We start from the raw sequence: 26,266 nt of genomic DNA, 5'->3' as shown, positions 1-26,266 counted from the left end.
ATTACGGCATGAATTGCTCGGCCAGAATGCGCTCTTCCAGATTGTGCTCGGGATCGAACAGCAGTTCGAGATCGGTGTCGCGGTCCTGACGGACTTCGACTTCGATCACGTCGCGGACCTCGGTATAGTCGGCGACAGCGCTGACCGGGCGCTTGTCGGTCTCCAGAATCTCGAACAGCACGCTGGCCGATTGGGGCAGTAAAGCCCCGCGCCAGCGCCGTGGACGGAAAGCCGAGATCGGAGTCAGCGCGTTGATCCCGGCCCCCAGCGGCAGAATCGGGCCGTGTGCCGACAGATTATAGGCCGTGCTGCCGGCGGGAGTCGAAATCAGCACACCGTCACAGACCAGTTCGTCGAGCCGAACCTTGCCATCGATGCGGATTCGCAGCTTGGCGGCCTGACGGGTCTGACGCAGCAGCGACACCTCGTTCATTGCCAATGCCTCGGACAGGCCACCATCGGCGGTGCGGGCACGCATTTTCAGCGGATTGAGTACGACCGGCTGGGCACGGTCCAGCCGCATCCTCAGGTTGGCCTCGCTATAAGTGTTCATCAGAAAGCCGACGCTGCCACGGTTCATCCCGAAAATCGGCACCCGCCGGACACGAAAACGGTGCAGCGTTTCCAGCATGAAGCCATCGCCGCCAAGGGCGACGATCACGTCGGCCTCGTCGGGCGGTACATGGGGGTAAAGGCGGCTCAACCGGGCCATGGCCGCCATTGCGGCCTCGGATTCGGCAGCGACAAAGGCGATCGAGGAAAAGCTCATCTGTGGTTTCTGGCTCCAACTCTAAGGACAGTATAAGCTTGGGGCCAGGGGTATCGCCACCATTGGGAGGACCGTTCGATCATGAAGCGTATTCTTGCTGCCATCTTTGCTGTCTGGATGACAAACACCACTCCTGCCGGAGCCGGTGAGCTGTATCAGGTCTCTTTGCTGAATGCGCTGATGCTGGGCGTCTATGACGGCGAGGTCACCATTGGCGAATTGTCGCGCCACGGCGATCTTGGTCTTGGCACCGTCAACGGCCTTGACGGCGAGATGGTGGCAATTGACGGCCGTTTCTTCCGTGTCGGCACCGATGGGCGGGCGGTCGCGCTTGCTCCTGACGCGGCGACTCCCTTCGCGATGGTTACCGCCTTCGCTCCGACCGTGACCGCGCCGATTCCGGCTGGGCTTGACTTGCCCGCGCTTGAATCCTGGCTGACCCAGCTTCTTCCCCCAGCCAATCATGCCCAGGCGATTCGCATTGACGGGACGTTCTCCGCTCTGACCCTGCGCTCGGTGCCGCGTCAGACGCCGCCCTATCAGCCCCTGACGGAGGCGCTGAAGAATCAGGTGACCTTCACCCATCAGGATATGACCGGCACCTTGCTTGGCTTCCGTATCCCCGGCTATGCCAAGGGAATGAACGCTCCGGGGTTTCACTTCCACTTCATCGACGCCACGCGGAGCCAGGGCGGCCATGTGCTGAGGCTGGTCACCGGCTCGGGTCGCGCCGCCATCGCGGATCTCGATCGGGTCGTGGTGACGTTGCCCGGCGATGCCGCCTTTGCCGCCGCCGCCTTGGGGTCGGAAGGACGTGGCGGTGCTAACGCGGTCGAGGGTCAATGACCCTGCCGCTGCGAACCGAATTACTGCGGCGGGTGCAGCGGGTGCCGCTGTTCGCCGAGTTGGACCGCGCCGATCTGGCCGGTTTACTCGACGGCGCGGCGCTGCTGCGCCTGCCGCATCGCCACACCTTGTTCCGTCCCGATCAGACCGCCGACACCCTGCATATCGTTCTTGACGGCCATGTCGAGCTATCGCGCCAGACTGGTGGCCGCCGCTCGGTGGTCGAAGTCGCGGGTCCAGATGCTTTGTTGGGCGACGAAGCGGTGTTCGGCGACGGCCGACACGGCACCGGAGCGCGGGTATTGGCCGGGGCGACCGTGCTTGCGATTCCGGCGGGACCGTTTCGGACTCGACTGGCCGACCGTCCCGACCTGATGCGCCAGTTGCTGGCAACGATGTCGTTGCGGCTGCGGGCGATGCTGCGTCAGATCGCCGAACTGAAGCTGAAGACCACGGCACAGCGTTTGGGAGGCTTTTTGCTGACCCTGACCGCCGACGAGGATGGCGCGGCGCTGCTGCGTCTGCCCTATGACAAGCGCTTGGTGGCGGAACAATTGGGGATGCAGCCGGAAAGTCTGTCCCGTGCGCTGACCCGGCTCGGCGCGGTGGGGGTCACCGCGACCACCGATGGACTTCTGGTCGTCGAGGATTTGGTCCGGCTGCGCACCTTCTGTGCCGAAGAGGACGAGCCATGAGTCCAGACGATCTGGCCCTGTGCGCCCGTGCGCCGCTCCTGATGGGATTGAGCGGCGAGGATCTGGCCCTGTTGCTTGATGGTGCCCGCGTCGTGTCCTATCCCGATGCCGCGCCGCTGTTTACTCAGGGCGATCCCGCCGATCGATTTTTCATCGTGCTGGCGGGGCGGGCAACGCTGTTCATTCTGACCGAAACCGGTGAGAAATCGGTGATCGAGCTGTTCGACCCGATTTGCTCGTTTGCCGAGGCGGCGATCCTGTCGTCCGGCTTGTTTCCGCTGCATTGTGAGGTGGCTACCGGGTCGCGGCTGGTCCATATCCCGGCGGCATTGTTCCTGCGGCGGTTGGAAGAGCGTCCGGCGCTGGGGCTGACCCTGCTGTCCGGTCTGGCGCGTTGGCGCTGGCGGCTGGCCGACGAGATCGCCGGACTGAAAAGCCGTTCGCCTGCACAACGGCTGGCCGCATTCCTGCTGGGACTGGCTCCGGCGGGAGAGGCGGAAGGACGGGTACGGCTGCCGCTTAGTAAAACGGTTCTGGCAAGCCGGATCGGTATCGCCCCGGAAAGCCTGTCTCGCGCTCTGGTGCGGCTCCGCTCTCATGGGGTCGAAGCGCGTGGGCGCGAGATAATCTTGGCCGACATTGCCGCTTTGCGGCGGTTTTCCAGCGGTGAAGGCTAGGGTCTTCCGCGATCACCACAGGGCATCCGCCCGAACCCTGGTTGGATTCCCAAAAATCCGGGTTCGGGGCGGCAGCCTCGGTCGATTTTATTTTTCCGCGTCTTCTTCCTCATCGTCGCCGAGCGCATCGGCGGGAAGAACGGTGACGCCCGAACCATCCTCTTCCTCGATCAGAACGATATCGCCCTCGATGCGATCATCGCCTTCGGCGAGATGGTTGAAATAGTGCCAGATGTACGAGACGGCGATCGTTTGATCGATCTCGTCCTCTTCGTCCATCTCATCTTCGTCCATCGCTGAAATATCGCGGAGAATTTCCAGCGAATCGTCGAACATTTCCGTCAGGTCGGGATTGTCCTCAAGCACGTTCTTGATGATGTAGTCGTGTTCCGACTCTTCAAGCTCATACTTCCATTGGGCGTCGCCCGATTTGTAATAGACAGTAATCATCGGGCTGTATCCTCGCCAAAGTCCGGGGCCGAAGCGTGGCCGGACCCACACGGACGTCGGTGCCGACCACGTCGGACCTTGTGCGATTTGGGAAAAAAACGCAAGGGGCCGATTGCCGTCTTGGCGTGCCTCTTCTGGTCGGATAAGACCATCGTCGAATCGCAAGGGCACGCGGAGGATTCGATCATGGCCGAGAAAAAAGCCTGGGTGTTGACCATTACCTGCCCGGACACGGTGGGGATCGTCTCCACCGTCGCCGGTTTCCTCAGCCAGTACGATTGCTTCATCACCGAGGCATCGCAATATGGCGACCCGCTGTCACGGCGGTTCTTTTTGCGCATCGTGTTCCAGACCGGGGCGATGACGCCGCACATTCCGGAACTGAGAAAGCTGTTCACCCTGGTCGCCTCGCGCTTCCAGATGATCTGGCAGATTCACGATGCCAGCCGCAAGGCCAAGGTGGTGATCCTGGTATCGAAGTTCGGTCACTGCCTCCATGACCTGCTCCACCGTTACCACGCCGGGTCGTTGCCGATCCAAATTCCGGCGGTGATCTCGAACCACCCGGATATGCAGGGTATTGTCGAGTGGCACGGCATCCCCTACCATTATTTCCCCTTGGACAAAAACGATAAGCCCGCTCAGGAAGCCAAGGTGCTGGAGGTCATCGATTCTGCCGGGGCCGATCTGGTGGTGCTGGCCCGCTATATGCAGATCCTGTCCACCGAGATGTGCGTAAGTTTGCAGGGCAGGGCGATCAACATCCACCATTCCTTCCTGCCCAGCTTCAAGGGGGCCAAGCCCTACCATCAGGCCCACGCTCGCGGCGTCAAGATCATCGGAGCCACCGCCCACTACGTCACCGCCGACCTCGACGAAGGGCCGATTATCGAACAGGGGGTCGAGCGGGTCGATCATACCCACACCCCCGAGGAATTGGTGGCGATGGGCCGCGATATCGAAAGTGTGGTTCTGGCCCGCGCGGTACGCTGGCATACCGAACACCGCGTTCTGCTGAACGGTTCGCGGACGGTGGTGTTCCGGTAAGATATCGGGCCTTGGGGCGTCTGCCCCAAGGCCCGCCGAGTTCAGGGACTCGTCGGCGTAAGTGCCTGCGCCACGGCTTCACCGGCCAGACGATGGCCCTGCGCCGACCAGCGGCCGTCATGCCGGAAGTAAACCTTGCCTTCACCCGCAGCCGCCAGCGCCTCGAACGGATCGGCCACGGCGATCCCCTGCATCTTCAGCCGTTCGGTTAAGCCTAGCCGCAATGCACGATATTCGGCGTTGTCGTTCCGGAGTTCGTCCCGCGCCGGGATCACCAGCACCACGAACGGGGCTTCTGCGGGCACCATCGCACGGATCTGCCCGATTTTGGCAAGGCTGGACTCGAGAATTGCCGCGATCCGATTGTCATCGACGGTTCGGGGCGCGACGGCAACCGGCGCATCGTTCGATCCGTTGACGCGGACGATTACCTGAGCAACCAGGGTACAGAGCGCCGACTGCTTCGCCGCGTTCTTTAGCCGGGTCGTGGCGGTGTGGGGTGGCGTGGTGGCGATTTCGGGAGGATGCTCGTAATCGCGCAGATCGGTCTCGACCGACAGGCCCAGCACGACCGCGCGGGGATGGACCGTGGACGGCATCCGCGCCAGCAGCGCCTGACCTCCGATCAAATCCGCCATCGGGCTGGCGACATTGTAGAAGGGCATCCCGAGAGCACGGGCCGCGATCGCGCCGAACGATTCCTCAGTCTCGACGCCCCAGCCAAAAGCGAAGGATTCGCCCAGTGCCCACAGGCGCCCATCGGCGGCCTCGGCCGGTTCGTTGTCCCGCCATCCTGCCGCGTTGATACGGACATGGGCTCGGAAATCGCCGTTACTCTGGGCGACCCAGCCGTCAAAGCCCGCCCGGCCGACCGCAACTGGGCCATGTCCGGCGACATCGACCGTGGTCTGAACCCGCTCGGCGTTGAATTCTTTCCATCGCGGGAAGGCAAGCCGGGCCGCGCCTTCGGCAACGAGTCCCGCCAGAACCATCCCAAGCAGGCCCATCGCCAGACCGCCCGTCCACCGTCCCCCGGTGGACTGCCCACGACCTCTCCGTCTCATTCCGTCCCCCCCGCCCTCAAACTGTGCCCGGCCGGAACGGGGTCGCCCATCCCGGCCGGGACTTAAGTCTTTTTAGCCGCGCGCCATCTTGGCCAAACGCATCCGCAGTGCGTTCAGTTTGATGAAGCCTTGAGCATCCCGCTGGTCATAGACGCTATCTTCTTCGAAGGTAACGTAGTCCATGCGATAGAGCGACTTCGGCGACTTGCGGCCAACCACGCTGACGGACCCCTTGTAGAGCTTCAGACGGACGGTGCCGCAGACGTTTTCGGACACTTTGTCGATCATCGTCTGAATCGCGACCCGCTCGGGCGCGAACCAGAATCCGTTATAGATCAGCTCGGCGTAGCGCGGCATCAGGTCGTCCTTCAGATGCGCTTCGCCGCGATCGAGGGTCAGGCTTTCGATGCCGCGATGAGCGACGATCAGGATCGAGCCGCCGGGCGTTTCGTAGACGCCGCGTGACTTCATCCCGACGAAACGGTTCTCGACCAGATCGAGGCGACCGATACCGTTGGCACCGCCGAGTGCATTCAGCCGGGTCAGCAACGTCGCCGGGGAAAGACGTTCGCCATCGATGGCGACGGCATCGCCCTTTTCGAACTCGATCTCGACATAGGTGGGCTTGTCCGGGGCCATTTCCGGGCTGACCGAGCGGGTGAACATGTCGTCGAACGGCTCGACCCACGGATCTTCCAGCGCCTTCCCCTCATAGGAGATGTGCAGCAGGTTGGCGTCGGTCGAATAGGGCGCTTCGCCGCGCTTGTCCTTCGCAATCGGAATCTGGTGCTTTTCCGCGAAGTCGAGCAGACGGGTGCGGCTGGTCAGATCCCACAGACGCCACGGCGCGATGACCTTGATGTCGGGCTTCAGGGCGTAATAGCCCAGTTCGAAGCGAACCTGATCGTTGCCCTTGCCGGTCGCGCCATGAGCGACGGCATCGGCGCCGACCTGATTGGCGATCTCGATCTGGCGCTTGGAGATCAGCGGCCGGGCAATCGAGGTGCCGAGCAGATAAACGCCTTCGTACAGCGCGTTGGCGCGGAACATCGGGAAGACGAAATCGCGGACGAATTCCTCGCGCAGGTCGTCGATGAAGATGTTCTCGGGCTTGATGCCCATCAACAGAGCCTTCTGGCGGGCAGGCTCCAGTTCTTCGCCCTGGCCGAGATCGGCGGTGAAGGTCACCACCTCGCAGCCATACTGATCCTGCAACCAGCGCAGAATAATCGAGGTGTCGAGGCCGCCGGAATAGGCCAGCACCACCTTCTTGACTTCGCCCTTCATGGCAACGCCTCTCCGTGATGGGGGGGATGAAACGGTGGCGCAGTATAAAGGGATTTTTCCCGCTGTCACGAAGCGCGGGGCCGGATCGGGCGATTTGCCCGGCCATGAAAAAAACCCTCCCCCACTGGGTGGGAGAGGGTTGATCCGCTTCGACCTCAGGCGGCGGTTTCCGCCTTGATGGTCCGGTACAGGTCGAACGCCTGGGCCGGGGGCATGTTCTGATGGATCACGGCGTTGATTGCCGCCATCATTCCCCGTGGGCAATCCGACTGGAAAATGTTGCGGCCCATATCGACGCCGGCCGCGCCCTGCTGGACTGCGTTATAGGCCATGGTCAGGGCGTCAAGCTCGGGCAGCTTCTTGCCGCCAGCCATCACGATCGGCACCGGGCAGCACGAGGTGATCGTCTCGAAGCCCTCGGCGACGTAGTAGGTCTTGACGTACTGCGCACCCAGTTCGGCGATCATCCGGCAGGCAAGGCGGAAATACTTGGCGTCGCGCACCATGTCCTTACCGACGGCGGTGACGCCCATCACCGGAATCCCGACGCGCAGGCCGGCATCGACCAGCCGGGTCATGTTGTGGATCGAACGGGTTTCGTTCTCGCCACCGACAAAGACCTGGACGCCGACGCCCGCCGCGTTGAGGCGCACCGCGTCGTCCATGTCCATCGCGATTTGCTCGTCCGACAGCTCCTTGAGGATGCTGGGGCCGCCGCTGGCGCGCAGCACCATCGGCTTGTGCGATGCTGCCGGCACCATCGAGCGCAGCACGCCGCGGGTACAGAACAGCGCATCGCATTCCGGCAGCAGCGGAAGGATGTTGAGGTCGATCCGCTCCAGCCCGGTGGTCGGGCCCTGGAAATAGCCGTGATCGATCGCCAGCATCACCGTCCGGCCAGAGGCCGGGTTGAAGACGCGGGCAAGGCGGTTCTTCATGCCCCAATCGTACTGGCTGGCACCCTTGACGAAATAGTCAGGGGCGATCTGGGGCTGGTCGGCTTGGAATCTGGTGCCTTCGATATCGGCTTCCGCCATGGTTCTGGTCTCGATCTCAAGGGGTTGACACTCGGCCCGGCTTCCCGTTGGATCGGCGGGCAATTCGGCGCAAGAATGCACATTTCAGCGGCCTTGGACAAGGTACCCGCGATATTCTGGCGGCGGAAATGACGAACTTGCGCGTCTCAACAGGCAATCGAAAGGAACGGCTCGTGACGGTCGAGGTCAAGATCTGCGGGATCACCGACGAAGAGGCGATGGAGGCGGCGATCGAGGCCGGCGTCGATCATGTCGGACTGGTGTTCTATCCGAAAAGTCCGCGCGCGGTGACTCCCGAGCAAGCGACCGAACTGCTCTCCTATCTGGAGCGTCCGGTGTCGCGGGTCGGCCTGCTGGTCGATCCCGACGACGCTCTGCTCGATGCTGTCGTCGGCGGCGTGAGGCTCGATCTGTTGCAGCTTCACGGCAATGAAAGCCCCGAGCGGGTCGAGGCAATCCGCCTCGAATACGGTGTGCCGGTGATGAAGATGATTCCGCTGGCCGGACCCGACGATCTGGCCGCTGCCGAAGCCTATATTGGAGTCGCCGACCGGCTGTTGTTCGACGCTCGCCCCCCCAAGACCGCGACTCTGCCCGGTGGAAATGCCGTCAGTTTCGATTGGACCCTGTTGACCGGGCGACGCTGGCCGTTGCCGTGGTTCCTGGCCGGTGGTCTGACTCCCGCCAATGTCGCCGAGGCGATTCGCGTCTCAGGGGCCAAGGCGGTCGATGTGTCGTCCGGGGTCGAAACCGCTCCAGGACGGAAATCTCCTGAACTGATCCGCGCCTTCATCGCGGCGGCGCGCGGCGCATAGCCTCAACGGGTCCAAGTCTGTTTCTCGCCCCACGCTTTTCCCAAAGGAAGCCGCGTGGGGCGAAGACCCGGTTTTAATACAGCGGCGCGACGACGCGGACGTTCAGCACATTGTCGCCGACGTCGTTATGGGTCAGCAGATAGTGGTTGTAAGTGGCTTGAAGGCTGACCGGGCCGAAATCGTAGCCGACGATCGGACCGAGGCCATAGGATTGCGAGACGCTGCCCGACAGCTTGGTTCCGTTCCGGGCCGTGTCCTTTTCCAACTGGTTGAGCTGGAAGGCTCCCATGCCGACGGTCCATTGATCGATGGTCTTGGTGAAGGTGTAATCGACCGCGATCTGGTCGCCCGACTGATAGCCGGTTTTGTCGTTCCGGGTGCTGGTGTCGTAATAGATCTGGGCGCTGACGTTCCAGCCGTCATGCAGCCAGCTGATCCCCAGTCCGGGTTCGAAGGTGGTGAAGCCGTTGCCCGCGCCGACGCCGCCGCGCGACGGTTCATGTCCGGGCGATGAGCTGGCATTGTCGAGCCAGACCCCGAAGCTGCCTTTGACATGCAGGTCATAAGGCAGCGACCAGGACAGGATCACCGGGACGAGATACGTGTTGAACCGGCCCCAATGGCCGTTTCCGTCGATCGCGTTGTTGCCCGCGATTGAGATTTCGGTGTGGTCGAATGGCTGGGCGATGGCGACGGCATAATCGGCACCAAGCACCTTAAGCCCGGTGTTCCACAGTAGAATCGGCACCTCGACAATCGCGTCGAGCTTCATGCCACTTTTGGAATTGCTCGGCTGGTATTGTTTGAAGCTGGCGAAGTAGTTGTTGAGGATGAAATAGACCCCTTCGGGCGGCAGCGCCCCAGCGGCCAGGCCGCTTTCAACCCCGCGCAGATGCGGATCCCATAATTCGGTCGCACTCGCCGAACCGGACGCCACGGCGACCCCCATCGCCACCAGCGCCGAAAATAGCTTCGTCTTCATCGATGATCCCCCTTGCATCGGCCCCCCCCTTAGGACATTGCGACCGGTTCGGGTGTTCTTCGTCCCCACGAAGCACACACTCCCAAACCGATCACAAAATCTTGTACGGGGCGATGTAAGGAGAATCCACCACTATAGTACGTATATATACGTAATCACACCTCGCTGTCACATTTGCGCAACAGATTGGCGGGATGTCTCTAAAGCACGAAATATTTGGCCTGGGGATGCAGGCTGACGATGGCCGAGGTCGATTGCTCTGGCTCCAACTGGAATTCGTCGGACAAGCTAATTCCGATCCGTTCGGCCCCCAGCAGCGACAGGATCATCGACTGGTCTTCGATGTTGGGGCAGGCCGGATAACCGAACGAGAAGCGCGAGCCGCGATAGCCCTGCTTCAACAACTGATCGGTCTCGGCGGCGTCCAGGGCGGCAAAGCCAAGTTCGGCTCGGACCCGCTTGTGAACGTATTCGGCCAGCGCTTCGGCGATCTCGACCGACAGGCCGTGCAGATAGAGATAATCCTGGTACTTGTCGGCTTCGAACCACTGACGCGCGGTGTCACTGGCATTGCGTCCGACCGTCACCGCCTGGAGACCGATGACGTCGCGGATCGGGTCTGAGGTCGGGCGGAAGAAGTCAGCGATCGACAACCCGCCTTCCTTCGCCTGACGGGGGAAGGCGAAACGGGCGACTTCAGTGATGCCGTCTTCGGCAAACAGCACGACGTTATCGCCCTCGCTGGCTGCTTTCCAATAGCCATAGACGGCCTGGGGCAGCAGGATTTTTTCGTCCGCGCAGCGTTTGAGCATCGACAGCGCCACCGGGCGCAGCTCCTTGTGCGCCCAGGCGCGGAACTCGTCGATGGTGCGGCCCTGTTTGCGATAGCCCCAATGGAATTGGTAGAGGGTCGTTTCATTGAGGAAGGGAATCAGATTTTGCAGCGGCACCGACTCAATCACCCGTGCGCCCCAGAACGGCGGAGTCGCGGGGGTGATGTCGCGATGCAACTCGGTCTGGCGCAGGGTAATCGCCTCCCAATCGACCGGGCGGGTGGCGGGCAGCATCTCGCCCGATTTCGGCAGGGCCGGGCCGGGGCGGTGAGGGGCGTCGAGTCGGGCTTTAACGTGATTGTCGAACGTGCTCTCGACCACCTTCGCCATCAGGTTCAGGCCATCGAAGGCATCGCGGGCATATGCGACCCGGCCGCTGTCATAGGCTTCGTGACAGGCTTCCTCGACATATTTGCGGGTCAGCGCGGCTCCACCCAACAGAACCGGGAGGTCCAAGCCCTCGCGGCTCATCTCTTCGAGATTTTCGCGCATGATGACTGTTGATTTGACCAACAGACCGGACATGCCAACGGCATCGGCCTTGTGCTCGCGGGCCGCCTTGATGATCTCGGCGACCGGCTGCTTGATCCCCAGATTGACGACGCGATAGCCGTTGTTGGTCAAAATGATATCGACCAGGTTCTTGCCGATGTCGTGGACGTCGCCCTTGACGGTGGCCAGCACAATGGTCGCCTTTTGCTGACCGTCGGCTTTTTCCATCCGGGGTTCCAGGAACGCGACGGCGGCCTTCATCGTTTCCGCCGATTGCAGCACGAAGGGAAGCTGCATCTTCCCCGAGCCGAACAACTCGCCCACCACCTTCATGCCATCGAGCAGAAGCTGATTGATGATATCGAGCGGCTGCCAGCCCGCTTCGATCGCGGCGAGCAGATCGTCGTCCAGTCCGGTACGGTCGCCGTCGATGATCCGTTGTTTCAGACGCTCTTCAGGGGTGGCCGCGCGCTCTTTCTTGACTTCGGCAACGGTGCGGTCGCCGAACAAGGCAATGAAGCGGGACAAGGCCTCGGGGTCGCGGTCGAGGATCAAATCCTCGGCGGCCTGGACCTCGTTGGTGGGCAGGGTGTGCAGCGGCAGAATCTTCGAGACGTGGACGATGGCCCCGGTCATGCCGCGCTTGATCGCCAGATCGATGAATACCGAGTTCAGCACTTGACGGGCCGCGGGCTTCAATCCGAACGAGACGTTCGACAATCCCAGGATGATGCCGCAATCGGGCATTTCGGCGGCGATGCGCTCGATGGCGTCCAGGGTCTCGATCGCCAGCTTGCGGTCATCGATGACGCCGGTGCAGATGGTGAAGGTCAGCGGATCGAACAGCAGATCCGAGGCGGGCAGGCCATGCTGGTTGACCGCGAAATCGTAAAGTCGCCGGGCGATCCGTAGCTTCGATTCCGCATCCTTGGCCATTCCCGCTTCGTCGATGGTCAGCGCGACGACGGCAGAACCGAAGGTGCGGGCCAGTTTCAGCCGGGCCGCCGCATCCTCTTCGCCGTTCTCGAAATTGATCGAGTTCAGGATTGCCTTGCCGCCATACAGCTTAAGCCCGGCTTCGAGCACCGGCAGTTCAGTCGAATCGATCACCAGGGGCGTGGTAACGGCACCGCGCAGGCGCGAGACGACTTCAGTCATGTCGCGGATTTCGTCGCGGCCGACGAAGGCGGTGCAAACGTCCAGCGTGTGGCTGCCTTCCTTGACCTGTTCGCGAGCGGTGGCGGTAATGCCGTCCCAGTCCTCGGCGTCTTGCAGATCGCGGAATTTCTTCGAGCCGTTGGCGTTGCAACGCTCGCCGATCGACAGGAAGGCGTTTTCTTGCCGCAACGGAACCTGGGTATACAAAGACGCAACCGACGGCACCCAATGGACCAGCCGTTTGACCGGAGCCGGACGGCTGCCCGCGCCGATCCGCCGCAACATCGCGTCGGTGGCACCGATATGGTCGGGCGTGGTGCCACAGCAGCCGCCGACCAAATTGGCCCCCATGCCGACAAAGCGTTCATGCCAAACCGCCAGTTCGTCGGGCAGCAGCGGATAATGGGTGCGGCCGTCGATCAGTTCGGGCAGACCGGCATTGGGCTGGATCGACAAGAAGCCGGGCCAGTTATCGACCAGCCATTTGAAATGCTCCGCCATTTCCTGCGGCCCGGCGGCGCAGTTCATCCCGATCAGCGGGACGCCAAGCGACTGGATCACCGTCGCGGCGGCGGCGATATCGGCCCCGACCAGCAGGGTGCCGGTGGTTTCGACCGTTACCTGGACAAAGATCGGCGCGGTGCCGCCGGTCTCGGCCAGCGCCCGCTTGCAGCCGTTGACGGCCGCCTTGATCTGTAACGGGTCCTGGCAGGTTTCAATCAGAAAGGCATCGACATTGCCGGCGATCATACCCCGCGCCTGGATCAGATAGGCGGCTTCGAGGGGGTCATAGCCGATATGCCCCAAGGACGGCAGTTTCGTTCCCGGCCCGATCGCGCCCAGGACATAGCGCCGCCGCCCGTCGGCGAATTGTTCCGCCGCTTCGTGGGCCAGTTCGATCGCCCGCTTGTTGAGGTCGAAGGCGCGATCGGCGATGCCGAATTCGGCCAGGGTGATCGGGCTGGCCCCAAAGGTGTTGGCCTCAACCATGTCCGCCCCGGCGGAGAAATAGCGGGCGTGAATGCCGCGAATGACGTCGGGACGGGATTCGACCAGGATTTCTGTGCAGTTCTCCAGTCCCAGGAAATCCTTATCGACCGAAAGATTCATGGCTTGGACCAGGGCGCCGGTACCGCCGTCGCAGAGAAGAACGGCCTGGGACAGATGGTCGAGAATGCTGCTCATCGGCAAGAAATTCCTTTGGGACGTGTGGACTGGTTTTAGCCTGAAAACGCCCTCCTGTCACGATGGGTGCAACGGGTGGTGACGATCTCTGCGTGTATGGTCTAGGGCTGATCTTGGGCCAAAAGAACGAATTGAAACAATTTTATATAATTGTGAATTTAATTATAAAATAACACCGGCCGATACGGGGCGATCGATATTAGTAAGGCCTTACAACATCTCTATTGTCCGTAAGTAAAGATGAGCGGATAATCCGTTCCCGATAGAGTCGGTTTGGGTTCAGGAGGATGTCATGGTTCTGGGATCGGCCTCCGGTGCTGCTTCTCGTCGCGGACTGGAGCTCGGGAAATCCTCCGATCCGTCCATCGCGGCGGTGAAAGCCGGGATTGAAGGCGAGGTGATCGAGGTGATGTGGCGCGAGATTCCTAATCTGCGCTCCCTGCCGCGTGGCTCCGCCTATGATGTGGTGATGAACGATCCCCGGATGCTCGACGAGTGCCTCCGCCTGTTCCGCTCTCGCCCCGACCTGTTTCGCGATATCGTCACCGACGCCAACCATCAACCCGTGACCTCGGATCAGACGATCCTGTCGTGCGGACGAAGCCTGGGCGATGCCATCGCGCTGGTGGTGCGGGCTTCGGCGCGGCGACACTTTCGCCAGCGGCTGGACGGGCGGGTTCGTATGGGGCCGCCGGTCCCTCAGCCATCGGCGCTGAAGCGTATGGCGATCGCCTTCGGACTGGCCAGCGCTCCGGTGGCAAAGACCGCGCCGCGCGCGCCGTCCCGGTCTGATGTCTTGTATCGTGCGATCAGATCCTATCTGCGTTTCGATTGGCAGGTTCCCCTGATCCCGCATTACGCCCCGATGACGCCTGCTTTGGTTGCCGATCTCGGCGCCCGTCTGCTTGATGTTCGCGAAGTTGCGGAATTGCGCGCCTTGTCGGCACCGGGGGTTACCCCCCGCGATGGTCGTCCACCGCTGTTGCTCGACAATGCCCGCCGTCTGCTGCTCCAGGGGCGCGACGCTATCGACGCCGAAATTCTGTGGCGAGTGGTGCAGCAGATGCACCTCGCGCGTTTGTTCCCGGATGCCGAGAGCGACAGCATCCGCCGTGTCGTTGCCCAGGTCTCCGCCGTTCATTCCGAAGTGATCCGGGCGTTGTTGCCGGTTCTGGGAAACGATATCCGCCGTTTCACCGTGTTCTTGATGGTTGCGTTCGTCACGTTGGGCGAACAGCGCTTCAAACAGGATTTCTGCCATGAGGGGCGTGGCTATGCCGTGCGAAAGCTGGGTGAACGCCTCGATCTTCTGCCGCCGCCGCCGCCGACCTTGGACGAGATGAGCCGGGTTTATAAAGCGGTCCTTGCCACGGCCTATGTCGGCGGTGTCGAAGCCAAGGGAGAGAGCTTGCTAAAAGCTCATCCGGAACTGGTCCGGGCATTGGATGCGATGGGAAATTCGCGTTCGGCTCCCGCCGCGATTACCGGATAAGACGAGGCATGAGGGGATTTGAAGGGGGGCACCCTGACCGATGGGGATGGGGGAGTCCCGTGTCGGTCAGGGGCCACATGGGCGAGGCGGCGATCGGTGTTTGTAACGGTCGGGTTTCGGGGGGGAACAACCCGAGTAATCGCCTGGAGGGGAGGGCGATCCGTTATCGGCACCGTAGGGGAGAGCCGCCCGCGCCGCTTTAAAGGGCTCGGGTGCTGAAGCCGGAGACGCGGCTGTGAAGCTCGGCGGAGACGGTTTCGAGTTCCAAGATGTAGGCGGAAATGCAGGCCATCTTCTGGGCGAACTCGGCGCGGAAGTGAGCGAGATTGAAGGTCATGATCGTCTCCCCTGGCTAGCCATCCGGCCGCATACTTTTGAACTGTTAAGTAATATAGACTAAAGATATGAACGCTGTTCCGTAGCCGTATGAACGGATATTAAACAGAATAAAAAAGTTGTAGATCCCGATGGAAAGAACATCCGAATGGATCGTGCCTTAAGCGGATGGATGATGCCAAAGGCACCATGCCGCGGCCGGGTTGGGTGGCTGGGGATGTGCCGTCAGAGCGTGGATGCTCCCTTATAAAGAAGACGACGTGAGACGCGAGACAGTCTCTCTGAAAAAACGCAATCAACTCTTCATTTTATTCCGGGCGTCCGACCTGACAACAATGAGCTATCCGCGTGACGAGGAGGGCCTGTCTTGGACGACATTGATTGCGCCACCGAACGCTCTGAGGTTTTTACCGGGGCGGCATTAAAAGCCGTGCTGGGACGGATGGCCGGGCCACTATCATCCGGCGTTTGTCAATCCTGTCAGGATACGATCGAACCCGAGCGCCTGCGCGCCAATCCCCACGCTCGTTTGTGTGCTGGATGCGCCGCAGAAGAAGAAGCCAGCCGCGTCCGCCGTCGCCGGTGCGGCCCACTGGACTGATCGCTGGGGACGGTCTTATCCGGGGGCAGCCACTCAAAGACGACAACCAAAAAAAACCGCCGCCGGGCTGTCCCGGCGGCGGTCGTCGTGTCTGACAATCAGCTTCGAATGTTGAGGTCAGACCTCGGTGATCGAGGCGAGGAAGCGGTCAACCTCGGCCCGCAGGACGGTCGATTGGCGTTGCAGTGCCTCGACTGCATCCAGGACGTCTTTGGCGGCGCGGTCGGTTTCGTGGATCGTTTGCGACACCGCGCCGATTGTTTCGGAAACGAAATTTGTTCCCGAGGCGGCATGATCGATGTTGCGGGCGATTTCCTGGGTGGCTGCTCCCTGTTCCTCGATGGCGGCGGCGATGGTGGTGGTGATGCCGTCCATTGAGGAGATCGTGGTGGTGATGCCGCGGATGGCGCGGACGGTTTTGTCGGTTTCCTGTTGGATCGTGGTGACCTGAGCCGAGATGTCCTCGGTGGCGCCGACGGTCTGGCGGGCGAGGTTCTTGACTTCGGAAGCGACGACGGCAAAGCCCTTTCCGGCTTCTCCGGCGCGGGCGGCCTCGACGGTGGCGTTGAGCGCCAACAGGTTGGTCTGTTCGGCGATTCCGGTGATCATCTCGATGATCTCGCCGATTTTTTCGGCTGCGCCGGCCAGCCCTTGGACCCGTCCATTGACGTCGCCAGCCTCCTGGGTCGCCGAGGCGGCGACCTTGTTTGACATGCCGACTTGCTGGGCGATCTCGCGGATAGAGGCAGACAATTCCTCGGCGGCCGAGGCGACCATCCGAACATTCTGATTGGCGTCGATCGCCTGACCGGCGGCGGCGTTGGCGCTGCTTAGGGCACGGTCGGCCGATGCCACCATGCCTCGGGCCGAGGCGGTCATTCGTTGTGCCGCGTTCGATACGGAATCGAGAACGGCAGTGACGGCTTTGTCGAAATTGGCGATCAGGGTTTCCAGACGCCGCATCCGTTCTTCGCGGGCGCGGGCCAGTTTCTGGGCGTCCTCCTCCATCTGCTGCTTGGCGATGGCGTTGTCCTTGAACACCTGGACGGCGCGGGCGATGTCGCCTACTTCGTCGAGACGGTCCAAGGCGGGAATCTTGATCGAGACGTCGCCCTTGGCCAGAGTATTCATCCTCGAGGTCATATCCTCGATCGGGTTGGCGATGATGCTGTTGAGAATCCAGCGCACCCCGATCACGGCGACGACGGTAGCGGCGATACCGCCCAGAACCAGCCAGATCAGGATTTGACGCAGACGAGCATCGGAATCGGCGGTGGAGAGCGAACTGGACAGGACCGCGATCACTTCGCCATCAACGATTCCCATGCCGCCGTGACAGGAGTGACAGACTTCCTGATTGGCGCCATCGGTGACGCCGAGGACAATCGGAAAAGAATAGCGGTAGAAACCATCGACAAAGCGTCCCACCGGAACCTTGGTTTCGAACGCTTCCCGATCGACGGAATCGCGCGGCAATTTGGGGGCGCGGTTGGGTTCGACATCCTTCATATAGGCAACGACCTTGGGGCCCCAGGCACTCCAGACCTTGCCGGGGTAATGGACGTTGCGGCTGTCGAACCAATTGTTGAAGACGGTGATGCCGATATTTTCGGAATCGTCGGGCCGTTTCGCCATGACGTTGACGATCAACGCATGAAGCGAGGTCATCTCGTTGGCCGATAGCATATGTAATTCGCGTTGAGTCTCGGAAGACTCGAATCGTGCGATTGTTAACACGATGCCAACGATCAAAATGGCGACGCCGAATCCGACGATCACCATGAAACGGCTTGAAAGCCGAAGATTACGCCAAATATTGGCCACGAAGATTCCACCCCTTCCGCCTCAGGTGAACGGCCCAAGGCAACGCCATAGTTATTTTCCCGAAAATTCTATTCCGAACGGCGAGAAAAGGAAATACCGGCGAGCCAAAGCCTGGGGGGATGGCTCTGGCATCAGCTGCGGGCACCGGATCGGGAGCATCAGGTGCGGACAAGCTCTCCCTAGTTATGACTCAATCGACGGATCACATCCACTGGCGTGAACATCGATTAGATGATTTCACGCTCTGGTGAGACTTCGATGGCGGTGCCGGTCTGAACGCATTCACTGGCCTTGGCCATCGACTCAGGCGTGGTTTGCCATTTCGATCACGCTAATCCTGGGGCGAGCGCATCACCGTCAGCGATCTTCTCGACATCCTGCGTCTCACCAAGCAAAGTCTCGTGCGGGTGCTGCCGGGGGTGATCCAGGACAGCGATGAGGGCTGCTTTACTTGGCGGCCGACGGTGAATGGAGGCGGTTGACGGCGATGGATGGCGGACATGTCCTGGTGGTCGATGACGACCGCCGCCTGCGCGAGCTTTTGGGAAAATATCTGACAGAGAATGGCTATCTGGTGGTTACCGCCGCCGATGCCGCCGAGGCTCGTGCCCGGATGGCCGGGCTGGCCTTCGACTTGATCGTTCTTGACGTGATGATGCCGGGCGAGGACGGGATGAGCCTGACTCGTTCCCTGCGTGCGGTCGGCGATCGGGTGCCGATCCTGCTGCTGACGGCGCGCGGCGAAGTTGACGACCGCATCCGGGGCTTGGAAGCTGGTGCCGACGATTATTTGTCAAAGCCGTTCGAACCGCGTGAGTTGCTGCTTCGGGTCGGTTCGATCCTGCGGCGCGCGCCTCGCGACGAAGCCGAGCCTGTCGTCACCACTCTGCGGCTTGGTCCTTTCACCTGGGATATCGAACGGGCCGAACTGCGCCGGGGCGATCAGCCGGTCCACCTGACTCAGGCCGAGCGCGATCTGTTGGCGGTGCTGGCCGAGACAGCCGGGCAGGGCGTGTCACGCGACGAACTGGCGGCGCGCACCGGCAGCGCGGCCACTCCCCGCGCCGTCGATGTCCAGGTTACCCGACTGCGCAAGAAGATCGAGGACGATCCGCGTCTGCCCCGTTATCTCCAGACGGTGCGCGGTACTGGCTATATGCTGCGGCCCGACTGATACCAACCGGCCAACGAGGCAAATCGAGGGTTGGCCGCTATGACAGGGCCTCTATATATAAAGAGAGGAAAAGACGCGATGATGCGGCCCGGCATTTGGTTGAAGGAGGCGCTGCCTCACGGTTTGCTGGGGCGGTCTCTGCTGATCATCGTCATGCCGCTGGTCGTGCTGCAACTGGTGTCGGCCTATGTCTTTTACGCCAGCCATTGGGAAACGGTGGCTCGGCGGCTGGCGAAAGGGCTGGCTGGGGACATTGGTGCGGTGATCGAATCGATCCGGGCCTTTCCCGATCCCGAATCCCGTCGGATTGTGCTGTCGATTGCCGCCGAGAAAATGGATTTGGATATCCGTTTTACCGCCGCTGGCATTCTGCCGAACCTGCCCTCGTCCAAACCGACCAGCTTTCTCGAACGGGCGATGGAAGAAGCGATGCGGGAGCGGGTCCAACGTCCTTATCGGATCGACACCGACGCGCTGGAGCGCGAAGTCGTGATCCTGGTCCAGCTTTCCGATGGACTTCTGGAGGTCTATGCCCCCAAGAAGCGCCTGTTCACCTCGACTACCTATGTCTTCATCCTGTGGATGCTGGGAACGGCGATGCTGCTGTTCGGTATCGCCACGGTGTTCATGCGCAATCAGGTTCGCAGTGTTCGCAAACTGGCGGTTGCCGCCGACCGCTTCGGCAAAGGTCTGGACGTCGTTGCCTTCAAGCCCGAAGGCGCTACCGAGGTCCGTCAGGCCGCCCAGGCGTTCAACCTGATGCGCGAGCGGATACAACGCCAGATTCAACAGCGGACCGAGATGCTGGCCGGGGTATCGCACGATTTACGCACGCCATTGACGCGGATGAAGCTGCAACTGGCGATGATGGGTGAATTCGATGGCCGTGCCGATCTGGATGAGGATCTGGCCGAGATGGAGCGGATGATCGAGGGATATCTGGCCTTTGCTCGTGGCGAAGGGACCGAGGTTCCGGTCGAAACCGACGTGCCGGCTTTGGTCGAGGACGTCGCCGGGCGTTTCCGCCGCCAGGGGGCCGTCATCGATCTGCACAGCGAGGGCGATCTGACCATGCCGCTCCGTCCGGTCGCACTCAGCCGAGTGTTGGCCAACCTGATCGGAAACGCTATTCGCCATGGTCGTGTGGGAGGCCATGTCTGGCTCCGGGTCGGTCGCCGCCAGGGTGCCGCCGAGATTTTAGTCGATGATGACGGTCCCGGTATCCCGCCCGAATGCCGCGACGACATGTTCCGTCCCTTTACCCGGCTCGACTCTCCGCGCGCCGCTGCTGGCGGTGGTGTCGGATTGGGGTTGAGCATCGCTCGCGATATCGTTCGTGCTCATGGTGGCGAGATCAAGCTGGAGGAATCGCCGCTGGGCGGTCTGCGGGTCCGGCTTCGTCTGCCGTTATAAGGGCGCGGACAGTTTCCAGCAGCAGCGGGATATCGATTGGCTTCGTCAGATAAGCGTCGAAGCCCGCCTCGCGGCCACGCTCGATGTCACGAGCCATCGCCAGCGCAGTGACCGCCGCCACGGGGATCGCACGGGTTAGCGGATCGGCGCGCAGCCGGGCCAAAACCTCATGCCCGTCCATTCCGGGCAGGTTGATATCGAGCAGGATCAGGTCGGGTCGGCGCAGGCGGGCGAGGTCAAGCCCCAGTCCCGGCGCGGGTGCGGTGATCAGGCGCAACTGGGCCAGGGTCGAGAAGACCTGTTCGATCAGCTTCAGATTGACCGGATCGTCGTCAATATACAGCACGGTGGCGGTAATCTGGCTCTCGTCGTGGAGGTTAGCCTCCGGTGTCGGCACGGTTTCGGTCGAGTCGGCGCGGGCAGGTTCCGCGCGCAATTCTGTCCAGAATACGCTGCCCCGGCCTGGTTCGCTTTCAACGCCGACCGTGCCGCTCATCGCCTCGACGATACGGCGGGTTAGAGCAAGGCCGATGCCGGTGCCCTCGGTATCGGTATATTCGGCGCCCAGCCGGTTGAACGGGATGAACAACTCGGCAAGCCGCTCGGGGGCGATGCCCTGGCCCGTATCGGCGACATCGATCTGCAAAGTTTCGGGTCCGCTCCGGCGGGCGATTAACCGGACGGTGCCGTTGGGGCGGTTATACTTGATCGCGTTGGACAGTAGGTTCACCAACACCTGCTTCAAGCGCAGGGGGTCGGCGCGGGCGATCAGCCCCGGTCCGGGCGAGGTGAGGATGATGGCGATGCCGCGCTCCTGCGCCAGCGGCGCGATCAGGTCGAGGCAGTCGCGCAGCACCGGCTCTACTGGGACGCTCTCGATCGACAGATCGATCCGTCCGGCCTCGATACGGGCGAGATCAAGAATCTCGTTGATAAGGTCAAGCAGGTGACGGCCTGCTTTATAAATCGTCATGACGCTGTCTCGATGGGAATCGGACAGGTTGGGGTCCATATCGAGGAATTGAGAGAAGCCGAGAATGGCGTTCATCGGCGTCCGTAATTCGTGGCTCATATTGGCAAGGAAAGCGGACTTAGCCTGACTGGCGGCTTCGGCGGCATCGCGGGCGTTGCATAATTCGCGCTCCCGCTCGATCTCGGTGGTGTAGTCGCTGAAGATCGTGAACAGGTACTGAGCCCGTCCGCGTGCGTCGAGCACCACTCCGACATTACATAGAGACGTGAACTCGGTTCCATCGGCCCGGCGAATGTCGAGCAATCCAGACCAACTGCGTCTCTCGGCATAGGCGCGGGCGACGTCGGCGGCGGCTTCGGCTTCGGGGGCGGCGATGAAATCGGTATAGGTCCGACCTTCGACCGCTTCGCGAGTGAATCCGGTCAGAGACAGGAACGCCTTGTTGACGAACATGATGCGTCCGTTTGGTTCGGAGATTCGAATCGCTTGTCCGGCGTCATCGACAAGGCGGCGGAACAGGTCGCGATTGGCGTTGGCCTTCTCCCGCTCCGTGACATCAAGGATGGTGCCGACCAATCGATCAGCGCGCCCATCCGGTTCGGAAACAAGCCGGGTGCGGGCCAGGACATGGCGGACTTCGCCATCGGGGCGGACAATGCGGATCAGCAATTCTTCGTTGTTGGAAAAATCGCGGCGGCGGTGTGTATCCTCGAATATCGCCCGGTCGTCCGGGTGGATTGCCGCGAAGAAGGCGCCGAGACTGGGGGTGAAAGTCGCGGGATTGTGTCCGAAGATCGTGAACGTGGTCTCGGACCAACTGAGGATGCCGCTGGTGGGGTCGTAGTCCCAGCTTCCCAGTCCGGCCAGACTCTGCGCCTCGTCGAGGCGGCGGCGGTTTTCCTCGGCTTCGAGTTCGGCGGCCTTGCGGGCTCCGATATCTTCGGACAGGCACAGGAAGTGGGTGATCCGTCCGTCCTGATTTTTGACCGGCGCGATCGAGGCGGCGACCCAGACCAATGAGCCGTTCTTGCGTCTGTTATGGAATTCGCCATGCCAGGTCTCGCCTGACAGAATGGTGTTCCACAGCGCCTTGTATGTCGCGAGTGGCTTGTCGTCGGATTTGAAGAGGCGCGGGGTCTGCCCGATCATTTCATCCAGTCGGTACCCATAGGTCCGCAGCAGGGTGGCATTCGCGTATTCAATGGCACCACCCGGATCGGTGATCAGGACCGAAGCCGGGCTTTGCTCGACCGCGACCGAGAGCTTGCGCAGGCTTTCCTCCGCCATTTTGCGCCGATGGATATCCTGGGTTATCCCCAGCATCCGGGCGGGGCGGCCATTGCGGTCGCAGACCACGGCACCTTGTTCGTATAGCCAGCGCTCGCTGCCATCGGCCAGAACGACGCGGTGTTCGACTTCATAGGGCCGCTTTTCACGCATCGCCCGGCTGAAGGCTCGTAGTGCCGTGGCGCGGTCGTCGGGATGCAACGCCCGGACGAAGACGTCATACGTGATCTTCGTCTCACCGATCCCCAGCCCCAGCAGCATGGGCAGCCGTTCGGAATGGTGGATGTCACGAGACCGGATATCGAATTCCCACGAGGCGATGTTGGCGAAGGTTTGGGCCAGCCTTAGCCGTCTTATATTCAGCGATAGACGGCCGAGTTTTTTTTCCAGCATCTCCGTGCGGGATTCCGCTATGCGCCGTGCTTCGAGTGCGTTGTGGCGGGGCGGTTCGCCGCCGCCTTCGGTCGGGGGGGGCACGGACAAAGGACGACGGCCCAGCCATAGTCCGATCAGCCCCAGAACCAGCGCCGTCAGGGCGCCGCCGATGATCGTCAGCGCTACACCCTGCTCCAGCATTTCCTGCCGGGCCTCGATTACCGGAAGAAGGTCGAGGCCGAAATGAAGCCGTCCCAATGTTCCATCGGAACCAACGATGTCACGAACGACGTCGTAGCGACGCTGATCGGCGAGTCCGGTCAGCACCAAAGACGGGGAGGCCGGTGGAAGTGGCATCGCCTCTGGCCAACCGCTCGACGCGACAATCTCCCCGTGGCGATCCAGGACGACCAGATAGAGCATCGCGCGGGCGGTGCGGCTTTCATCGAGCACGGCCCGCAGCATGCCGACATCGTGCAGACGGAGCGGTGCGGCGATGGCGGAGCTAAGAACAGGAGTCAGCAGTGCGGCGTCGTCCTCGATCTGGCGCAACAACCTTGTCTCTGTTTGGCGTATGTCGTTGCCGACGGCCAGGGCCAGTATCAAGACCTCGATACCGATCGCCGCCACCAGAATTCGTCCCAGAACCGGGCGCCAGGGGAAACTCATCGATCTCAACTCTCCGCGAGAAGATTCCGGGATCGGGAGCGTGTCGCCGTCCGGTCGTGACATCGGCCACGGCGCAGAATAGTCCCGGCCGAATTGCGGCGCCAGCGAGAGCGATCTTTCTATTGAAGGGGGCTCGTTAGTTTCCCAGGCGGCCCAGGCGTGCCGCACCGACTCCGATATGAGTGGCCGATGGAATCGACGACATCAACTGATCCATCTGGCGGCGATGGCTCAGATAGCGTTCAAGCTCGCGCCCGGCAAGGCGGATGCCGGTCGGAACCTTGATGCTCATCGGGTTGACCTGGGTATTCCCGACCAATAGCTCGTAATGGAGGTGGGGGCCGGTGGCGCGGCCGGTCGAACCGACATAGCCGATGATCTGCCCCTGAGATACATGGCGGCCGGTATGGATGCCCTGAGCGATGCGGCTCATATGGGCATAGGCGGTGCCATAGCCGTTTCCATGGCGTAGGCGGACGTAATTGCCATAAGCTCCGAACGGTCCCGCCATTTCGACGCTACCGTCACCAGCCGCCTGAATCGGGGTGCCGGGGGGGACGCCGAAATCGATCCCTTTATGCATCTTGCTGTAGCCAAGGATCGGGTGGTTGCGCATTCCAAAGCCCGAGGTGATCTTTGCGCCGTCAACCGGGGTCTTTAGCAGCGCCTTCTTTACGTTCTCGCCGTTGGCGGTGAAATAGTCGCTTTGGCCCTGGGGATCCTCATAGCGATACAGGCTGATCTGGGTTCCAGACAGTTCGAGACCGGCATGAAGAAGATCGCCCGCGCGCACCAGCTTGCCCTTGGTGTCGTACCAGCCCTCGAACAGGACGTCGAACGTATCACCGGGCTGGATGTCGCGCTGAAAGTCCACGTCATAGCTGAGGGTCTTGATCATCGCCAGGATAACCGGCACCGGAACGCCAGCATTGCCCGCCGATTCATAGAGGCTCGATTTGATCGTGCCCGAATAATGGGCCACCTGGCGGGTAACCTGACGCCGCGTCTCGACGGACTCGAAGTCCGAGCCGGTCCAACGAGCGGCGACGTCGCGCACCGGGTCGGCGGCTAGACTGACCTGACGGAAGGGGCCGCGGCCAAAGCCATAAGGAGAGGGGGCGAAGGTGATGGTGACCTTCTGCCCTGCTTTAAGTGTACGCGGATCGATCCGGGTAAATATAGCCTCAGCCGCCTGGGCTGCCTCTCCGCTGGCAATCCCGGCTCGGGACAGCAGTTCGGTCAGCATCTCGCCCGAACCGATCTGCAACACCGACTCGACCGGGCGGTGCGCGATATCTTCAAGCTCGCCGTCGCCGCTCTCGGGGGTGGATGGGGCGCGGTCCTCGGCTTCGAGATCGATATAGGCGGGGGGCGTGGTGTCCAAAGGGCCGCTGTCATTACCGAACGGAACGAACGGAACAAACGGACGGGCCAGGAAAACCGCGACAGCCCCCACCAGCCCGACAACCGCGAAAGCCTTTAGGCTGCGTTTCAGTTTGGCAGTGACATGGCCGGCCAAGGGATGGGATCGCTTTTGCCGTTTATAGAACTGTGGCGGGTTATCGCAGCCCCATAGCCTACAAGGCAACCCTAAATGGCCCGATTTTCCGCTTGACTGTGCTATGGACGCACGGAAATCGGCTGAAAATCATATAATGTCGGAAAAATGCACATCGCCGTCGAATTTAGGTTGACGGTTATGTTTGATGGGCTTAGAAAGCGCGCCTCGCCGGGACGAACCGATTTGGTTTGAAGCGGCGGGGGTCGGCGGGTTGACTGGTTGTGCCGCGAGGCAGAAAAAAAGCAGTTGACACGATGATCTGGTCGGGATAGAAACCGCCCCTCGCTGCGACGGACCGAAAGGTTCTGAAGCGGCGGCGAAGACCGAAAACGGAAATCGCCGCGAAGCGAAAAAAAGAGATTGACACGGCCGGCCGGGCCGATTATAAACCGGCCTCCCCGCTGCGGTGGGGCCCGCGGTGAAGCGGGACGGAAGTTGGGAACGACTTCCTGCTGTTTGACAAGTGAAGAGACAGGAAGGGATGCGCAGGCGGCGCCGGGTCTGGAAAGACCGGAACCGGCCAAAGTCTAGTGCATCTTGCAAATGCGTGATGTAAATTGCTTTGGACGAGCTCTGTTCCGTGCCTTGGGCACGGAAGTCAACTTGAGAGTTTGATCCTGGCTCAGAACGAACGCTGGCGGCAGGCTTAACACATGCAAGTCGAACGAAGGCTTCGGCCTTAGTGGCGCACGGGTGAGTAACACGTGGGAATATACCTCTCGGTGGGGAATAACGTCGGGAAACTGACGCTAATACCGCATACGCCCTTAGGGGGAAAGATTTATCGCCGAGAGATTAGCCCGCGTCCGATTAGCTAGTTGGTGAGGTAAAAGCTCACCAAGGCGACGATCGGTAGCTGGTCTGAGAGGATGATCAGCCACACTGGGACTGAGACACGGCCCAGACTCCTACGGGAGGCAGCAGTGGGGAATATTGGACAATGGGCGCAAGCCTGATCCAGCCATGCCGCGTGAGTGATGAAGGCCTTAGGGTTGTAAAGCTCTTTCGACGGGGACGATGATGACGGTACCCGTAGAAGAAGCCCCGGCTAACTTCGTGCCAGCAGCCGCGGTAATACGAAGGGGGCAAGCGTTGTTCGGAATTACTGGGCGTAAAGCGCACGCAGGCGGCGATCCAAGTCAGAAGTGAAAGCCCTGGGCTCAACCCGGGAACTGCTTTTGATACTGGGTTGCTAGAATCACGGAGAGGGTAGGGGAATTCCGA

20 protein-coding genes and 1 rRNA gene are annotated in these 26,266 nt (G+C 61.5%); 10 read left to right on the top strand and 11 right to left on the bottom strand.

Annotated elements, in window-relative coordinates; genetic code table 11:
* Nucleotide 1: 1 nt before the first annotated feature.
* A complete protein-coding gene (locus tag PHAMO_RS09085; RefSeq protein WP_002728640.1) occupies nt 2-769 on the bottom strand; it encodes an NAD kinase in 768 nt (255 codons plus the stop codon).
* Between the two features lie 81 nt (nt 770-850).
* Between PHAMO_RS09085 and budA the strand changes: the two genes are divergently transcribed.
* From budA to PHAMO_RS09070, 3 genes are read left to right on the top strand one after another with little or no spacing between them, the layout of a single operon-like run.
* Entirely contained in the window at nt 851-1,615 is a 765-nt protein-coding gene (gene budA / locus PHAMO_RS09080) for an acetolactate decarboxylase (RefSeq protein ID WP_002728638.1), read from the top strand.
* Nucleotides 1,612-2,310, top strand: a complete 699-nt coding sequence (locus PHAMO_RS09075; RefSeq protein ID WP_002728636.1) for a cyclic nucleotide-binding domain-containing protein — start codon at nt 1,612-1,614, stop codon at nt 2,308-2,310. Before budA ends, PHAMO_RS09075 begins: the two co-directional genes overlap by 4 nt.
* Nucleotides 2,307-2,987, top strand: a complete 681-nt coding sequence (locus PHAMO_RS09070) for a helix-turn-helix domain-containing protein (protein WP_002728634.1) — start codon at nt 2,307-2,309, stop codon at nt 2,985-2,987. Before PHAMO_RS09075 ends, PHAMO_RS09070 begins: the two co-directional genes overlap by 4 nt.
* A gap of 87 nt (nt 2,988-3,074) precedes the next feature.
* Here the strand turns inward: PHAMO_RS09070 and PHAMO_RS09065 are convergent, their stop codons facing one another.
* Entirely contained in the window at nt 3,075-3,437 is a 363-nt protein-coding gene (locus PHAMO_RS09065) for a hypothetical protein (RefSeq protein WP_002728632.1), read from the bottom strand.
* Between the two features lie 186 nt (nt 3,438-3,623).
* On the opposite strand from PHAMO_RS09065, the gene purU reads away from it, so the two are divergent.
* Entirely contained in the window at nt 3,624-4,484 is an 861-nt protein-coding gene (gene purU / locus PHAMO_RS09060) for a formyltetrahydrofolate deformylase (RefSeq protein WP_002728631.1), read from the top strand.
* Between the two features lie 41 nt (nt 4,485-4,525).
* Here purU and PHAMO_RS09055 read toward each other — a convergent pair whose 3' ends face one another.
* The 3 genes from PHAMO_RS09055 to lsrF form a co-directional block, all read right to left on the bottom strand.
* Nucleotides 4,526-5,548 carry an SGNH/GDSL hydrolase family protein gene (locus PHAMO_RS09055; RefSeq protein WP_155801654.1) on the bottom strand — a complete coding sequence of 341 codons (1,023 nt, stop codon included), beginning with the start codon at nt 5,546-5,548 and terminating at the stop codon, nt 4,526-4,528.
* A gap of 72 nt (nt 5,549-5,620) precedes the next feature.
* Complete coding sequence (locus tag PHAMO_RS09050; RefSeq protein WP_002728629.1) at nt 5,621-6,835, bottom strand: argininosuccinate synthase; 1,215 nt, start codon at nt 6,833-6,835, stop codon at nt 5,621-5,623.
* Between the two features lie 155 nt (nt 6,836-6,990).
* A complete protein-coding gene (gene lsrF / locus PHAMO_RS09045) occupies nt 6,991-7,872 on the bottom strand; it encodes a 3-hydroxy-5-phosphonooxypentane-2,4-dione thiolase (RefSeq protein ID WP_002728627.1) in 882 nt (293 codons plus the stop codon).
* A gap of 128 nt (nt 7,873-8,000) precedes the next feature.
* On the opposite strand from lsrF, the gene PHAMO_RS09040 reads away from it, so the two are divergent.
* Nucleotides 8,001-8,687: a phosphoribosylanthranilate isomerase gene (locus PHAMO_RS09040; RefSeq protein ID WP_051002412.1), complete on the top strand. Its 687-nt coding sequence runs from the start codon at nt 8,001-8,003 to the stop codon at nt 8,685-8,687.
* 73 nt (nt 8,688-8,760) lie between these two features.
* Here the strand turns inward: PHAMO_RS09040 and PHAMO_RS09035 are convergent, their stop codons facing one another.
* Nucleotides 8,761-9,669, bottom strand: coding sequence for a SphA family protein (locus PHAMO_RS09035; RefSeq protein WP_002728625.1), 909 nt, complete (start codon nt 9,667-9,669; stop codon nt 8,761-8,763).
* 200 nt (nt 9,670-9,869) lie between these two features.
* Nucleotides 9,870-13,337: a methionine synthase gene (metH, locus tag PHAMO_RS09030; RefSeq protein WP_002728624.1), complete on the bottom strand. Its 3,468-nt coding sequence runs from the start codon at nt 13,335-13,337 to the stop codon at nt 9,870-9,872.
* 292 nt (nt 13,338-13,629) lie between these two features.
* Here metH and PHAMO_RS09025 point away from each other — a divergent pair, with 292 nt between their 5' ends.
* Entirely contained in the window at nt 13,630-14,829 is a 1,200-nt protein-coding gene (locus tag PHAMO_RS09025) for a hypothetical protein (RefSeq protein WP_002728623.1), read from the top strand.
* A gap of 199 nt (nt 14,830-15,028) precedes the next feature.
* Here PHAMO_RS09025 and PHAMO_RS19410 read toward each other — a convergent pair whose 3' ends face one another.
* Entirely contained in the window at nt 15,029-15,166 is a 138-nt protein-coding gene (locus PHAMO_RS19410) for a hypothetical protein (protein ID WP_002728622.1), read from the bottom strand.
* Nucleotides 15,167-15,532: 366 nt separating this feature from the next.
* Between PHAMO_RS19410 and PHAMO_RS18990 the strand changes: the two genes are divergently transcribed.
* Nucleotides 15,533-15,766 carry a TraR/DksA C4-type zinc finger protein gene (locus PHAMO_RS18990; protein ID WP_002728618.1) on the top strand — a complete coding sequence of 78 codons (234 nt, stop codon included), beginning with the start codon at nt 15,533-15,535 and terminating at the stop codon, nt 15,764-15,766.
* A 117-nt stretch (nt 15,767-15,883) separates the two neighbouring features.
* Here the strand turns inward: PHAMO_RS18990 and PHAMO_RS09020 are convergent, their stop codons facing one another.
* The gene (locus tag PHAMO_RS09020; RefSeq protein ID WP_040566593.1) at nt 15,884-17,590 is read right to left on the bottom strand and encodes a methyl-accepting chemotaxis protein; all 1,707 of its coding nucleotides are present in this window, start codon (nt 17,588-17,590) and stop codon (nt 15,884-15,886) included.
* 487 nt (nt 17,591-18,077) lie between these two features.
* Between PHAMO_RS09020 and PHAMO_RS09015 the strand changes: the two genes are divergently transcribed.
* Both PHAMO_RS09015 and PHAMO_RS09010 read left to right on the top strand, forming a co-directional pair.
* Entirely contained in the window at nt 18,078-18,764 is a 687-nt protein-coding gene (locus PHAMO_RS09015) for a response regulator (RefSeq protein ID WP_002728616.1), read from the top strand.
* A 78-nt stretch (nt 18,765-18,842) separates the two neighbouring features.
* Nucleotides 18,843-20,177: an ATP-binding protein gene (locus PHAMO_RS09010; RefSeq protein ID WP_002728612.1), complete on the top strand. Its 1,335-nt coding sequence runs from the start codon at nt 18,843-18,845 to the stop codon at nt 20,175-20,177.
* Here the strand turns inward: PHAMO_RS09010 and PHAMO_RS09005 are convergent.
* Complete coding sequence (locus PHAMO_RS09005; RefSeq protein ID WP_002728611.1) at nt 20,119-23,481, bottom strand: PAS domain S-box protein; 3,363 nt, start codon at nt 23,479-23,481, stop codon at nt 20,119-20,121. The two genes, PHAMO_RS09010 and PHAMO_RS09005, sit on opposite strands and share 59 nt — an antisense overlap.
* Nucleotides 23,482-23,617: 136 nt before the next feature.
* Entirely contained in the window at nt 23,618-25,000 is a 1,383-nt protein-coding gene (locus PHAMO_RS09000; protein ID WP_002728610.1) for a M23 family metallopeptidase, read from the bottom strand.
* Between the two features lie 641 nt (nt 25,001-25,641).
* Between PHAMO_RS09000 and PHAMO_RS08995 the strand changes: the two genes are divergently transcribed.
* A 16S ribosomal RNA gene (locus tag PHAMO_RS08995) occupies nt 25,642-26,266 on the top strand; the annotation flags it as partial.

Source organism: Magnetospirillum molischianum DSM 120 (assembly GCF_000294655.1).
GTDB lineage: Bacteria > Pseudomonadota > Alphaproteobacteria > Rhodospirillales > Magnetospirillaceae > Phaeospirillum > Phaeospirillum molischianum.
Note: the sequence above shows the minus strand (reverse complement) of the source record. Positions and strands in the feature narration are given on the sequence as shown.